Raw genomic sequence first — 14,094 nt, forward strand, 5'->3', positions numbered from 1 at the left:
GAAATCCCCGAGGTCCCCGAGGTATTAGCGGCTGCGGATGTCGCATCGTGGTCCGACGAATTCGACGTCGTGGTGATCGGCTTCGGCATCGCCGGAGGCTGCGCGGCAGTGAGCGCCGCTGCGGCCGGGGCCAGGGTTCTGGTGTTGGAGAAGGCTGCGGCGGCCGGCGGCACTACCGCGATGGCCGGCGGGCACTTCTATCTCGGCGGGGGAACCGCGGTGCAGGAGGCCACCGGTCACCCTGACACCGCTGAGGAGATGTACAAGTACCTGGTCGCGGTATCGCGCGAACCCGACCTGGACAAGATCCGGGCTTACTGCGACGGAAGTGTCGAGCATTTCAATTGGCTTGAGGCGCTGGGCTTTCAGTTCGAACGCAGCTACTACCCGGGCAAGGTGGTTGTCCCGCCGGGTACCGAGGGACTGTCCTACACCGGCAATGAGAAGGTGTGGCCGTTCATCGAGCAGGCCAAGCCGGCTCCCCGCGGACACTCGGTGCCGGTGCCCGGCGAGTTGGGCGGGGCGGCCATGGTGATCGATCTCCTGCTGAAGCGGGCCGAGACGCTGGGTGTGGAGATCCGCTACGAGATGGGTGCCACCAACCTGATCGTCGACGATGGCCCGGACAAAGCCGTGGTCGGGGTGAAGTGGAAGCACTTCGGTGAAACCGGTTGTGTCAGGGCAAAATCCGTCATCATCACGGCCGGCGGCTTCGCGATGAACCCCGAGATGGTCGCCGAATACACGCCGGCGCTGGGCAAGAAGCGTCGCACCAAGCACCATGGCGAGGTCGAGCCCTACATCCTGGGCAACCCGAACGACGACGGGTTGGGCATCCGAATGGGTGTCTCGGCCGGCGGCGCGGCCAACGGCATGGACCAGCTGTTCATCACCGCCGCGGCGTATCCGCCGGAGATCCTGTTGACCGGGGTCATCGTCAACAATCAGGGTCAACGCTTCGTGGCCGAGGATTCCTACCACTCGCGCACCTCGGCGTTCGTCCTGCAGCAGCCCGACCAGCAGGCGTACCTCATCGTCGACGAGGAACACATGGAGATGCCGGCCATGCCGCTGATCAAGTTCATCGACGGTTACGAGACGATCGCCGAAGCCGAAGAGGCACTGGGAATTCCGGCCGGAAACCTGGCCGCAACCCTGGACCGCTACAACAAGAATGCCGCCGACGGCGTCGACCCGGACTTTCACAAGCAGTCCGATTACGTTGCGGTGCAGGACAAGGGGCCGTGGGCGGCGTTCGACCTGTCTCTCGGCATCGCGATGTACTCCGGTTTCACCATGGGCGGGTTGACCGTGTCGATCGACGGCGAGGTGCTGCGTGAGGACGGCAGCGTGGTTCCCGGCTTGTATGCGGCGGGTGCCTGCGCATCGAACATCGCCCAGGACGGCCAGGGATACGCCAGCGGCGTGCAGCTGGGCGAGGGCTCGTTCTTCGGCCGTCGCGCCGGCACCCACGCCGCGGCGCGCTAAACCGGTTGGGTGAGCCGCCAGCGGCCGTCGCCGAGGAGCTCGAGGCGACGGTCGTGCAGCCGGTTCACGCTGTCGCGGTGACTGATACTGACCACGATGCAGTCCGGTAGCCGAGTCCGCAGCGTGGTGTAGAGGGCGTACTGCTGGCCGGCGTCGAGCGCCGAGGTGGCCTCGTCGAGGAACACCGCGGCCGGCGCGGCCAGCAGGACGCGGGCGAACGCGATGCGCTGTTGCTCGCCGGGAGAGAGCACTTTCGCCCAGTCGGCGTCCTCGTCCAGCCGGCAGGTCAGGTTCCCGAGGGCCACCGCCTCCAGTGCCGCGCGGATCTCGTCGTCGCTGTAGGTGCCTGCCGGTGCGGGATAGCAGACCACCGTTCGCAAGTCGCCGAGCGGGGCGTAGGGGAGCTGGGACAGGAACATCACCTCGCCCTGTTCCGGATAGCGCACCGTACCTGAGCCGTATGGCCACAGTCTGGCCAGGCTGCGCAGCAGCGTCGTCTTCCCGGTACCGGACGGGCCGGTGATCACCAACGACTCCCCGGGGGCCAGTTGCATGTCGAGTCCGTCGAGAAGCAGCTCGCCCGACGGTGATCGCACCTCGACGCCCTGGAGCTCCACCCCGCCGTTGTCGCTCGTCCCGGTGTCCAAACACGGTAGCGCCCTTGCCTGTTCGTTGGCGGTGACCAGACCGTCGAGCCGGATGACGGCCGCCCGGTAGCCGGCGAACGCGTCGTACACCGCACGAAAGAAACTCAGGGAACTCTGCACCCGGTTGAAGGCGCTCGCCGACTGCAGCACGTCGCCGTAGGTGAGCTGACCGGCGAACAGCCGGGGCGCCTGGATGATCAGCGGCAGCGGGTCGATGATCTGGTTGATGGACCTGTTCCAGCCGAGGAACGCGACGCCCCGCAACACCAGCCTGCGGTAGTTCGCGATCACCGCGGCGAACCGGGTGGCCAGGGTGCCCCGTTCACTACGTTCGCCGTGATAGAAACCGACCGCCTCGGCACCGTCACGAACGCGCACGAGCGCATACCGGAAAGCCGCGTTGGTCAACGAGTTCCGGAACGTCAAGCCGATGATCGGCCGGCCGATCCAGAACGCCACCACCGTCGTGACCGCCACCCACAGCAGCGCGATCCAGAACAACGCCTTGGGCACCGTCACGCCCAGGATCGTCAACGGGCCGGCCAGATTCCACAGGATCGGCGTGAAGGCGACCACCGACACGATCGCGTACACCGACCCGAACAGCAGCGTCTGCGCCGTTGCGACGGTGGGCGTATTGGTCTCGGGCCCGGTGCCGGTGGTGAACACGTCGATGTCCTGTTGGATGCGCTGATCCGGGTTGTCGATCGGGGTGCCGCCGAAGCCGCCGATGAACCGTCCGCGGTAATAGGCCCGTTCGTCCAACCAGTCGCCGGTGAGCCGGTGGGTGAGCCACACCCGCCACCGAACGATGAAGTACTGCATGAGATACAGGTCGAGCAGGGTGCGGGTGATATCCGCCGTTATCAACAGCCCGAAGATCAGGATCGAGCGCCAGAAGCCGTCGATTCCGGAGCGGCGCACCGCCTCATTGCCCGAGCCGGCACCCGAGAACGCCACCTGCAGCGCCGTGGTCTGGTCGTTGAGGTAATAGCTGAACAGCACGTCCATGCGCACCGAGACCATCACCGACAACAGCAACACCGCGAGCAGTCCCCACACCGGAATGCTCTGGCGCCCAAAGAAATATCCTCCGGAGACCCGCCAGAACTGGCGGCCCCACGTGGTGGCCAGAGCCAGCACGGCGAGCGTCGCGACCAGGATGAACGCCCCGATCACCCAGGCCTTGGCGACCCAGAACAGCGAGGCCAGGATCTCGTTGCCCCAGTCCAGTGACTGGGTGAACATCTCCATAGCCGCCGAAGTTACCGGGAACGGGCGCTCACGGTTGCTTGATCAGATCGTCTTCGTCTTCGACACGACCCAGCCGCCATTCGCCGTCACCGAGCAACTCGAGTTCGTGGGTGTGGTGCTGCTCGACGGTCGTGCGGTGGCTGACACTGACCAGGATGGTGTCGGGCAGATCCGTGCGCACCCGCTGATAGAGCATGAACTCGAGACCCTCGTCGAGCGCCGATGTGGACTCGTCGAGGAACACCACCTTGGGTTTGACGAGCAGGATCCGGGCGAACGCAATCCGTTGCTGCTCACCGGGAGAGAGCACCTTGGCCCAGTCCTGGACTTCGTCGAGCCGGCCGACCAGGTGCGCCAGGGCGACCTCGTCGAGAGTCCGCTTGAGCGTCTCGTCGTCGACCGAGCCCTCTTCGCTGGGGTAGGTCACCACGGCGCGCAGGTCACCGAGCGGGACATAGGGCAACTGCGACAAGAACATCGTTTCGTTGGCGCCGCACGGGCGGGTGAGTGTTCCCGACGTGAACGGCCACAGTTCGGCGAGGCTGCGCAGCAGCGTGGTCTTGCCGCTGCCGGACGGGCCGGTGATCACCAGGGTGTCGCCGACCTGCAGGTGCAGGTCGAGCGGGTTGATGAGCTGCCTGCCGTCAGGGGTGCGGACCTCGACGTCGGTGAGCTGTACCGTGCCGTCCTCACACGGTGTGGTGGTGACCTCGGGCAGCGCCCGGCCCTCTTCGTTGGCGACGACCAAGCCGTGCAGACGCATGATCGCGGCCCGATACCCGGCGAAGTTGTCGTAGGCGTTTCGGAAGAACGACAAGCCGGTCAGAATCTCGCGGAAGGCGGTCGCCGTTTGGGTGAGCGCGCCCAGCGTGATCTCTCCGCTGAAGAACCGCGGAAACTGCACAAGGTAGGGGAGGGGCTCCTGGGCCTGGCTCACCGACAGGTTCCATCCCAGGAAGCCCGTCATCCGATTGACGTATTTCTTGTAGTTCTCCACGACCGGTGTGAACAATCGGCGCAGCCCGGTGCGTTCGGCGATCTCGCCCCGGTAGAAGGCGACCGCCTCGGATGCGTCACGCAGCCGCACCAGTGCGTAGCGGAACGCCGCGTTGTACTTCTCGTTGTTGAACGACAGCGTGATGATCGGCCGGCCGATCCAGAACGCGATGACGCTGGCGAACAGAACGTAGACGATTCCGATCCAGAAGATCGCCCGGGGCAGGTCGATTCCCACCAGGGGCAGGGTGATCTCGCCCGAGAGATTCCACAGAATCGCGGTGAACGAAATCATCGAGGCGATGGCGCTGATGGCGCCGAACAGCAACGTGGCGGTGGAGGTGTTGTTCGGCGTGTTGGGCAGCGGACCGACACCGGCGGTGAAGATGTCGATGTCCGCCTGGATACGTTGGTCGGGGTTGTCGATCGTGTCGTCGATGAACCTGGACCGGTAGTAGGCCTTGCCGTCGAGCCAGTCCCCGGTGAGATCGTCGGTCAGCCACTTCCTCCAGGCCAGCATGAACCGCTGAGTCATGAACAGGTCGATCATGATCTGCGCAACATTGAGGATCGCCAGGATGACGAACACCGTCATCGCCAACCAGAAGCCGTCCTTGCCCGATTGCCGCACGGCCTCGTTACCGTTGCCCAGGCCGGCCGCGATGACCTGAAAGCTGGTCATCAGATCGTTGCCGTAGAAACTGAACAGCACGGACAGGCGGACGCTGGTGATCACCGACAGCAGCAACGCCGCCAGCCACAGCCACACCTTGATGCTCCCGGCTCCGGTGAAGTATCCGCCCGTGACGCGCCAGAATTGGCTGCCCCACGTGGTGAACCGGGCGAGCAGGAACAGGATCACCATGGTGGACACCGCCGCGATCAACCACCCTTTGGCGATCCAGACCAGCGACGTCTGCAGCTCGGTGCTCCAGTCGAGTGTCGGGCTGAACATCTCCATGCGGGAAAAGTACCCTCCACAACCGGCCGCAGCGGGGTGGGACGTCCTCCCCGGCGCGCTGCGCCGATCCGGTTCGGGGTCACGCTCGGGGCCAGTCGGCGCGTCCGCGTACCGTGAACATGTGCCGAAGACGTCCACCGCCAAACCGGGCCGCTTGAGCAGCAAGTTCTGGAAGATGCTGGGGGCCAGCACCGAGCGCAATCAGGCTCGGTCCCTCTCCGAGGTCAAGGGTGCAGCCGCATTCGAAGACAAGGCTGCCAAGCTCGATGACGAGCAGCTCACCAAGGCTGCCAAGCTGCTCGAACTGCAGGATCTGGCGGCTTCGGCGGACATGCCGCAGTTCCTGGCGCTGGCGCGTGAGGCCGCCGAAAGAACGACGTCTCTGCGGCCCTTTGATGTACAGCTGCTCGCGGCGCTGCGCATGCTGGCCGGTGACGTCGTGGAGATGGCCACCGGTGAGGGCAAGACCCTGGCCGGGGCGATCGCCGCGGCCGGCTACGCGATCGGCGGCCGGCATGTGCACGTGATCACCATCAACGACTATCTGGCCCGCCGCGACGCCGAATGGATGAGCCCGCTGCTGGAGGCGCTGGGGCTGACGGTCGGGTGGATCACCGCCGATTCCACGGCCGCCGAACGTCGCGAGGCCTACGAGTGTGATGTCACCTACGCCTCGGTCAACGAGATCGGCTTCGATGTGCTGCGCGATCAGCTGGTCACCGATGTCGCCGATCTGGTGTCGCCCAACCCCGACGTGGCACTCATCGACGAGGCCGATTCGGTGCTCGTGGACGAGGCGCTGGTGCCGCTGGTGCTGGCCGGCACCAGCCACCGCGAACAGCCACGGGTCGAGGTGATCCGGATGGTCGGTGAGCTGACCGCGGGTGCGGACTATGACACCGACGACGACAACCGCAACGTGCACCTCACCGAGGCGGGGGCGCGCAAGCTGGAAGCCCGGCTGGGGAACATCGACCTGTACTCAGAAGAGCATGTCGCCACCACGCTCACCGAGATCAACGTCGCCCTGCACGCGCAGGTGCTGCTGCAACGCGACGTGCACTACATCGTCCGGGACGGCGCCGTCCACCTCATCAATTCCTCACGCGGGCGCATCGCCTCGCTGCAGCGCTGGCCCGACGGTCTGCAGGCCGCGGTCGAGGCCAAGGAGGGCATCGAGACGACCGAAACCGGTGAGGTGCTCGACACCATCACGGTGCAGGCGTTGGTCAACCGCTACCCGACGGTGTGCGGCATGACCGGCACCGCCCTGGCCGCCGGTGAGCAGCTGCGCCAGTTCTACAAACTCGGGGTGTCGCCGATCCCGCCGAACAAGCCCAACATCCGCGAGGACGAGACCGACCGGGTGTACCTCACCGAGGCGGCCAAGAACCACGCCATCGTCGAGCACATCGCCGAGGTGCACGCCACCGGCCAGCCGGTGCTCGTCGGCACCCACGACGTGGCCGAGTCCGAAGACCTGCACCGCAGGCTGGTCAAGGCCGGCGTGCCGGCGGTGGTGCTCAACGCCAAGAACGACGCCGAAGAGGCCGCCGTGATCGCCGAGGCGGGCAAGCTGGGTTCGGTCACGGTGTCCACCCAGATGGCCGGTCGCGGTACCGATATCCGGCTGGGCGGCTCCGATGTGGGTGACGACTCGGAGGACAAGGACAAGGTCGCCGAGCTCGGCGGCCTGCACGTGGTGGGCACGGGTCGGCATCAGACCGAACGCCTGGACAACCAGTTGCGGGGCCGTGCCGGACGCCAGGGCGACCCGGGTTCCTCGGTGTTCTTCTCCAGCTGGGAGGACGAGGTGGTCGCCGCCCATCTCGATGACTCCAAGCTGCCCACCGAGACCGACGAGGACGGCCGCATCATCGCGCCCAAGGCCGCGGGTCTGCTCGACCACGCCCAGCGCGTCGCCGAGGGCCGGCTGCTCGACGTGCACGCCAACACCTGGCGCTACAACCAGCTGATCGCCCAACAGCGCGCGATCATCGTCGACCGCCGCGAGACGTTGTTGCGCACCGACACCGCGCGCCGCGAGCTCGAGGAGCGCTCGCCGGAGCGGTATGCCAAGCTCGCTGAGGAGCTGGGGGAGGACGCAGAGGAGAAGCTGACGAAGATCTGCCGGCTGATCATGCTGTACCACCTCGACCGTGGTTGGTGTGACCACCTGGCGTTCCTGGCCGACATCCGCGAGAGCATCCACCTGCGGGCGCTGGGCCGGCAGAACCCGCTCGACGAGTTCCACCGGATGGCCGTGGATGCGTTCGCCTCGCTGGCCGCCGACGCCATCGAGGCCGCCCAACAGACGTTCGAGACGGCCGACTCCATCGAGGACGAGCCGGGCATCGATCTGTCCAAACTCGCGCGCCCGACCTCGACGTGGACCTACATGGTGCACGACAACCCACTCAACGACGACACCATGTCGGCGCTGAGCCTGCCAGGGGTGTTCCGCTAAGTTCTAGGCATGGAACACGCGCCGATTGCCGCGCGCGACCGGGTGCTGACGGTGCCGAATGTGCTCAGTGTGCTGCGCCTGGTGCTGGTGCCGGTGTTCCTGTGGCTGTTGTTCGGCGCGCACGCCAACGTGTGGGCCGTGGCCATCCTGATGTTCAGCGGCTTCTCCGACTGGGCCGACGGCAAGATCGCCCGGCTGGTGGCCAACCAGTCATCGCGGCTGGGTGAGCTGCTCGATCCGCTCGTCGACCGCATCTACATGGTCATCGTCCCGCTGGCGCTGGCCCTGTACGGCACGGTGCCGTGGTGGTTGGTGCTGACCCTGCTCGGACGGGATGCAGTGCTGGCCGCGACGCTGCCGGTGCTGCGCCGTCGCGGGCTGACCGCACTGCCGGTGACCTACCTGGGCAAGGCCGCCACGTTCGCGTTGATGTCCGGTTTTCCGCTGGTGCTGCTCGGGACGGCGGAGGCCCAAGATCCAGCACTGTGGAGCCGGGTGGTGCTGGCCTGCGGTTGGGCGTTCCTGCTCTGGGGGCTGGCGTTGTATCTGTGGTCGGCCGTGCTCTACCTGATCCAGGTGACGATGGTGGTGCGACAACTTCCCACGGTCCGGTCATGAGCACGCTGGGCGGCTACGAGTCCGGTGCCGGGCTCAATCATCATGAAGCCGACGCGCCCAAACGGATTCCGGTGCCCTCACTGTTGCGGTCGCTGCTGTCCGAGCACCTCGATCCCGGCTATGCCGCGGCCGCCGCGGCTCGCGAAGCCGATGACCGGCCCCGTCGGCGGCTGGTCGACCTCGGGTGGCTGGTGGTGGGCGCAGCGGCCATCGCCACGGTGTTCGCGGTGGCGGCCGGGCAGGCGCAGACCGCGGCCCCGGCCGCCCGCGAGGCCCAGCACACCATGGCCGGGCGGGTGCGCGCGGCTGCGCTCAGTGCCGACCAGGCCGCCGCCGCGCGCGACGCCTTGGTCGATCAGGTGGACTCCGAACGTCGCACCCGCCTCGGTATGGACGAGAACGGCCAGCAGTTGCTCGGTGACCTCGACACCGCGAACATCGAGGCGGCGGCCGTCGGGATGATCGGTCCGGGGCTGACCGTCACGGTCACCGATCCGGGCATGTCCAAGGATCTCAGCGATGTGTCGAAACAGCGGGTTGCCGGCGGCCAGCAGGTCATCCTCGACCGCGATCTGCAACTCGTGGTCAATTCGCTGTGGGCCAGTGGCGCAGAGGCGGTTTCGGTGGGCGGCGTGCGGGTGGGCGCCGGGGTCACGATCCGGCAGGCCGGCGGCGGAATTCTGGTCGACAATCAGCCGATCACGAGCCCATATGTCATTGTGGCCATCGGACCACCGAAGGGAATGGCCGATGCCTTCGAACGCTCTCCGGGCCTGCACCGGCTGCGGCTGTTGGAGATTTCCTATGGAGCCGGGGTGAACGTGAGCGTGGGTGACGGTCTGACCGTTCCCCCGGTGTCGGTACGAGATGTCAACTTCGCCAAACGGATTGGATAGACCTGACGTGCACAGGATTGACCGTTAGATGATCGGGATCGTCGCGCTCGTCATCGGGATCGTGCTGGGATTGGTGTTCCACCCCAGCGTTCCGGAGTTCGTCGAGCCGTACCTGCCGATCGCGGTGGTGGCAGCGCTGGATGCCGTGTTCGGGGGCCTGCGGGCCTATCTGGAGCGGATTTTCGACGCCAAGGTGTTCGTGGTGTCATTCGTGTTCAACGTCTTGGTGGCGGCGTTGATCGTCTACGTCGGCGATCAACTCGGTGTCGGCACCCAGTTGTCCACGGCGATCATCGTGGTCCTGGGCATCCGGATCTTCGGCAATGCCGCCGCGCTGCGGCGACGGTTGTTCGGCGCGTGACATGAGCGACCCCGAGTCCCCGAAAGACACCGGCAAGGACACCGACCCGGACACGACGGAACCGGACAACACCGAACCGGACACGACGGAACCGGACAAGACCGAACCGGCCGCGCATCCGGCCGAGCACCACGGCCGTCATGAGATGCCCCCGGATGTCTCGCCACGCCGGTTCCGCAATCTGCGGATCGTGCGTGGCGGTCGCTCGCGGCTCGTGTTCGGCGGTCTCGGGGTGCTGCTGTGCCTGTTGCTGGGTATGGCGATCGTCACGCAGGTGCGCCAGAACGAGTCCGGAGATTCGCTGGAGACCGCACGTCCGGCGGATCTGCTCATCCTGCTGGATTCTCTGCAGCAACGTGAGGCCTCACTCAACACCGAGGTGTCGGATCTGCAGCGGACCCTGCAGCAGCTCCAGGCGTCCGGCAGCAGCGACCAGGCGGCGATCGAAAATGCCCAGGCCCGGTTGGAGGCGCTGTCCATCCAGATCGGCACTGTGGCCGCCACTGGGCCGGGAGTGACGTTGACCATAGAGGACAACGCGCCCGGGGTGCCGGCCGAGACCATGCTCGACGTGATCAACGAATTGCGCGCGGCCGGAGCCGAGGCCATCGAGATCCGCGGTGGGGAGCAGCCGTCGGCGGTGCGGGTGGGGATCGACACCTGGATCGTCGGCGCGCCCGGGGCGCTGGCGGTCGACGACGTCACCCTGCGACCGCCGTATTCGGTTCTGGCCATTGGGGATCCACCGACCCTGGCGGCGGCGATGAACATTCCCGGCGGGGCAATGGACAGTGTCAAGCGGGTCGGCGGCACGATGGTGGTACAACAGGCCGAGCGGGTCGACGTCACCGCCTTGCGGCAACCGAAACCTCGCCAATACGCTCAGCCGGTCAAGTGAGTTCACCTGACCAGAGCAATCAACTCCACGAACTAAGGAGCGCCGTGAGCGAGATCCCAGCCGACCTGTACTACACCTCGGAGCACGAGTGGGTGTTGCGCACCGGTGACGACACGGTGCGCGTCGGCATCACCGACTACGCCCAGTCCGCGCTCGGTGACGTGGTATTCGTCCAACTGCCCGACGTCGGGGCCCAACTGGGCTCGGGCGATGCGTTCGGTGAGGTCGAATCCACCAAGTCGGTGTCGGATCTGTATGCCCCCGTCGCCGCGAAAGTCGTTGCCGTCAACGGGGATCTGGAAGACAGCCCGCAGCTGGTCAATTCCGACCCCTACGGCGAAGGCTGGCTGGTCGATCTGCGGCTCGAGGAGGGCACCCTCGAGGAGGCGCTGTCCGGTTTGCTCGACGCGGACGGCTACCGCGCCGCGGTGACCGAGTGAGGGATTGTTAGGGTTTCGAGGGCCGGTCGCCGAGACCGGTTCGACCGTGCCCGGCGCGCAGAGATCTTCCCCATCGGATCCGGCGTTGGTGGACACAATGGTGCCTGAGGCGCGGTACGGTCGACGGTGAGACCGACGATGGGCTGGGGCCACGCCGGGCAACGCCACAGCAGCCAGTGAGGAGCAGCGGGTGACGGACAAAGACAGCAATTTGGGGGCCGACCAGTCGTCGGAAGACGTGACGGTGGAAACCACATCGGTTTTCCGTGCCGACTTCCTGAACGAGCTGGATGCGCCCGCAACGGCCGGTACCGAAGGCGCCGTTTCCGGCGTCGAGGGCCTGCCCGCGGGTTCGGCATTGCTCGTCGTCAAGCGTGGACCCAACGCGGGGTCCCGGTTCCTGCTCGATCAGCCGACCACCTCGGCAGGACGTCACCCGGACAGCGACATCTTCCTCGATGACGTCACGGTGAGCCGTCGTCACGCCGAGTTCCGGTTGGAGAGCGGCGAGTTCCAGGTTGTCGATGTCGGCAGCCTGAACGGAACGTACGTCAACCGGGAGCCGGTCGACTCGGCCGTGCTGGCCAACGGCGACGAGGTACAGATCGGGAAGTTCCGCCTGGTGTTTCTCACCGGCCCCCGCTCTGACGACGACAGCAGCTCCAGCAGCTAGCCGATGACTGCCCCCGACAGACCTGCACTGGCCGGGATGTCGATCGGCGCCGTGCTGGACCTGCTGCGGGGCGACTTTCCCGATGTCACGATCTCCAAGATTCGGTTCCTGGAGGCCGAGGGACTGGTCACGCCGCAGCGCACGGCATCGGGGTACCGGCGCTTCACCGCGTACGACTGTGCGCGGTTGCGGTTCATCCTGACCGCCCAGCGCGACCAGTACCTCCCGTTGAAGGTGATCAAGGCGCAGCTGGACGCCCAGCCCGACGGGGAAATCCCGCAGACCGGTTCGGCCTACGGGGTTCCCCGTCTGGTGCCGGTCGCCGAGGGCGAGGACGACGGGGGCGACGGGGCCCGTTCCGGTGTTGCCGGGGTGGCACCCACCCAGGTGCGGCTGTCCCGGGAAGATCTGTTGGCCCGTTCGGGCGTCGACGAGGACACGCTCGGGGCGCTGCTTCGAAACGGCATCATCACCGCCGGGCCGGCCGGGCTTTTCGACGAACACTCCGTCGTCATCGCCCAATGTGCCCGCGCCCTGGGCGACTACGGTGTCGAGCCACGGCATCTGCGGGCGTTCCGCTCCGCAGCCGACCGGCAGTCCGACCTGATCGCCCAGATCGCCGGCCCGGTGGGCAAGGCGGGCAAGGCCGGAGCCCGGGACCGAGCCGACGACCTGGCCCGTGAAGTGGCCGCCCTGGCGATCACTCTTCACACGTCCCTGATCAAGTCCGCCGTACGCGACGTTCTGGATCGCTGAGGACTAGACTCATTTCGACGGCTAATTCGTCAACGCCGGGTCCTTGAGCGGATGCGCAGGCGAATGGCACGACGGACGAAAAATCGACGAAACGGCACGGCGGTGCGGAGGGCAGGCACAGATGGCTGAGGTTCGTGTGGTCGGCATTCGGGTTGAGCAGCCGCAGAACCAGCCCGTGTTGCTCTTGCGGGAATCCAACGGTGATCGCTATCTGCCGATCTGGATCGGCCAGTCCGAAGCCGCGGCGATCGCGCTGGAGCAGCAGGGTGTCGAGCCCGCCCGGCCGCTCACCCATGATCTGATCCGCGATGTCATCACGGCCCTGGGGCATTCGCTCAAAGAGGTGCGCATCGTCGACCTCCAGGAAGGCACCTTCTATGCCGACCTGATCTTCGACCGTGACGTCAAGGTGTCGGCCCGCCCGTCGGATTCGGTGGCGATCGCCCTGCGTGTCGGCGTGCCGATCTACGTCGAGGAGGCGGTGCTGGCCGAGGCCGGGTTGCTGATTCCCGACGAGAACGACGAAGAGGCCACCGGCACCGTCCGCGAAGACGAGGTGGAGAAGTTCAAGGAGTTCCTGGACAGCGTCTCCCCGGACGACTTCAAGGCGACATGACCGGCGCCCGCGAGGTCACGGATACGTCTCAACTGGGCATATCGGTGTCAACACGCGGCGCGGCAGTCATCGGGGCGCGGATTCGGGCGCCATACTTTCTTGGCAGCGGGCATTCCGGGCCCGGCGGGAAGCGTATGCTCGACACATTCGAGCTTGCCGAAAACCGCCGTGGCAGAGGTTGCTGTGGTGCAGGACATTGAGTATGGCGCGGGCGAGTTCGAACGGCGAGAGGATTCACAGTGGGTGACACGCCACGGCAGGAAGAGCTGGATCTGACCACCGGAAGCGGCGCGGAGCCGCCTGTCAGGCCGTCCGGCGAAGCCGTCCAGGGTGGGTTGTTCCCCGATGACTCGGTACCTGACGAACTGGTCGGCTACCGCGGTCCGAGCGCCTGCCAGATCGCCGGGATCACCTATCGGCAGCTGGACTACTGGGCCCGCACCTCCCTGGTGGTCCCGTCCATCCGCGGTGCCGCCGGATCGGGCAGTCAGCGGCTGTACTCGTTCAAGGACATCCTGGTTCTCAAGATCGTCAAACGGCTCCTGGACACGGGCATCTCGTTGCACAACATCCGGGTCGCGGTCGATCACCTGCGTCAGCGCGGCGTGCAGGACCTGGCCAACATCACGCTGTTCTCCGACGGCACCACGGTCTACGAATGCACGTCGGCCGAGGAGGTCGTGGACCTGTTGCAGGGCGGCCAGGGCGTGTTCGGCATCGCGGTGTCGGGTGCGATGCGCGAGCTGACCGGTGCGATCGCCGACTTCCCGGGCGAGCGCGCCGACGGTGGCGAGTCCATCGCCGCGCCCGAAGACGAGCTGGCCTCGCGGCGCAAGAGTCGCGACCGCAAGATCGGCTAGCCGCCCGGTAAGATAGGCGACGCATCGCCCTCGTGCGGGAGAGCTTCGTGACAGCCAGTCACGGACGCCGAAGGAGCAATACCTCTCCGTCAACCTCTCAGGCACCCAGGACCGCGCCAGGCCCCGATGCCTCTGGAAAGTGGTGCCGTCGAGCACCCGCCCA

13 protein-coding genes and 1 riboswitch are annotated in these 14,094 nt (G+C 66.5%); of the genes, 11 read left to right on the plus strand and 2 right to left on the minus strand.

Annotated features, from left to right (window positions below; genetic code table 11):
- Positions 1-3 precede the first annotated feature (3 nt).
- Complete coding sequence (locus A5699_RS21230; protein WP_067773553.1) at positions 4-1,488, plus strand: FAD-binding protein; 1,485 nt, start codon at positions 4-6, stop codon at positions 1,486-1,488.
- Here A5699_RS21230 and A5699_RS21235 read toward each other — a convergent pair.
- Positions 1,485-3,389 (minus strand): ABC transporter ATP-binding protein/permease, encoded by a 1,905-nt coding sequence (locus A5699_RS21235; RefSeq protein ID WP_067773440.1) that lies wholly within the window; start codon positions 3,387-3,389, stop codon positions 1,485-1,487. The genes A5699_RS21230 and A5699_RS21235 overlap by 4 nt on opposite strands.
- A gap of 28 nt (positions 3,390-3,417) precedes the next feature.
- The gene (locus A5699_RS21240) at positions 3,418-5,346 is read right to left on the minus strand and encodes an ABC transporter ATP-binding protein/permease (protein ID WP_067773443.1); all 1,929 of its coding nucleotides are present in this window, start codon (positions 5,344-5,346) and stop codon (positions 3,418-3,420) included.
- 121 nt (positions 5,347-5,467) lie between these two features.
- Here A5699_RS21240 and secA2 point away from each other — a divergent pair, with 121 nt between their 5' ends.
- From secA2 to A5699_RS21290, 10 genes are all read left to right on the plus strand, one after another.
- Positions 5,468-7,813, plus strand: a complete 2,346-nt coding sequence (gene secA2, locus A5699_RS21245; protein WP_067773446.1) for an accessory Sec system translocase SecA2 — start codon at positions 5,468-5,470, stop codon at positions 7,811-7,813.
- Positions 7,814-7,822: 9 nt separating this feature from the next.
- Positions 7,823-8,431 carry a CDP-alcohol phosphatidyltransferase family protein gene (locus A5699_RS21250; RefSeq protein WP_067773449.1) on the plus strand — a complete coding sequence of 203 codons (609 nt, stop codon included), beginning with the start codon at positions 7,823-7,825 and terminating at the stop codon, positions 8,429-8,431.
- The gene (locus tag A5699_RS21255; RefSeq protein WP_067773452.1) at positions 8,428-9,327 is read left to right on the plus strand and encodes a DUF881 domain-containing protein; all 900 of its coding nucleotides are present in this window, start codon (positions 8,428-8,430) and stop codon (positions 9,325-9,327) included. The genes A5699_RS21250 and A5699_RS21255 overlap by 4 nt, the downstream gene beginning before the upstream one ends.
- A 28-nt stretch (positions 9,328-9,355) precedes the next feature.
- Positions 9,356-9,688 (plus strand): small basic family protein, encoded by a 333-nt coding sequence (locus A5699_RS21260; RefSeq protein ID WP_067773455.1) that lies wholly within the window; start codon positions 9,356-9,358, stop codon positions 9,686-9,688.
- A gap of 145 nt (positions 9,689-9,833) precedes the next feature.
- On the plus strand, positions 9,834-10,586 hold the full coding sequence (locus A5699_RS21265) for a DUF881 domain-containing protein (protein WP_067773559.1): 753 nt from the start codon (positions 9,834-9,836) through the stop codon (positions 10,584-10,586).
- A gap of 44 nt (positions 10,587-10,630) precedes the next feature.
- Positions 10,631-11,026 (plus strand): glycine cleavage system protein GcvH, encoded by a 396-nt coding sequence (gcvH, locus tag A5699_RS21270; RefSeq protein ID WP_067773458.1) that lies wholly within the window; start codon positions 10,631-10,633, stop codon positions 11,024-11,026.
- Between the two features lie 190 nt (positions 11,027-11,216).
- Complete coding sequence (garA, locus tag A5699_RS21275) at positions 11,217-11,699, plus strand: glycogen accumulation regulator GarA (RefSeq protein ID WP_067773461.1); 483 nt, start codon at positions 11,217-11,219, stop codon at positions 11,697-11,699.
- A gap of 3 nt (positions 11,700-11,702) precedes the next feature.
- Positions 11,703-12,455: a MerR family transcriptional regulator gene (locus A5699_RS21280; RefSeq protein ID WP_067773464.1), complete on the plus strand. Its 753-nt coding sequence runs from the start codon at positions 11,703-11,705 to the stop codon at positions 12,453-12,455.
- 121 nt (positions 12,456-12,576) lie between these two features.
- The gene (locus A5699_RS21285) at positions 12,577-13,071 is read left to right on the plus strand and encodes a bifunctional nuclease family protein (RefSeq protein ID WP_067773467.1); all 495 of its coding nucleotides are present in this window, start codon (positions 12,577-12,579) and stop codon (positions 13,069-13,071) included.
- 239 nt (positions 13,072-13,310) lie between these two features.
- On the plus strand, positions 13,311-13,931 hold the full coding sequence (locus tag A5699_RS21290) for a MerR family transcriptional regulator (protein WP_067773469.1): 621 nt from the start codon (positions 13,311-13,313) through the stop codon (positions 13,929-13,931).
- Between the two features lie 25 nt (positions 13,932-13,956).
- A riboswitch (glycine riboswitch) is annotated at positions 13,957-14,055 on the plus strand.
- The last annotated feature ends 39 nt before the right edge of the window (positions 14,056-14,094 follow it).

The sequence above is a fragment of the Mycobacterium sp. E802 genome (genome assembly GCF_001666875.1).
Lineage (GTDB): Bacteria > Actinomycetota > Actinomycetes > Mycobacteriales > Mycobacteriaceae > Mycobacterium.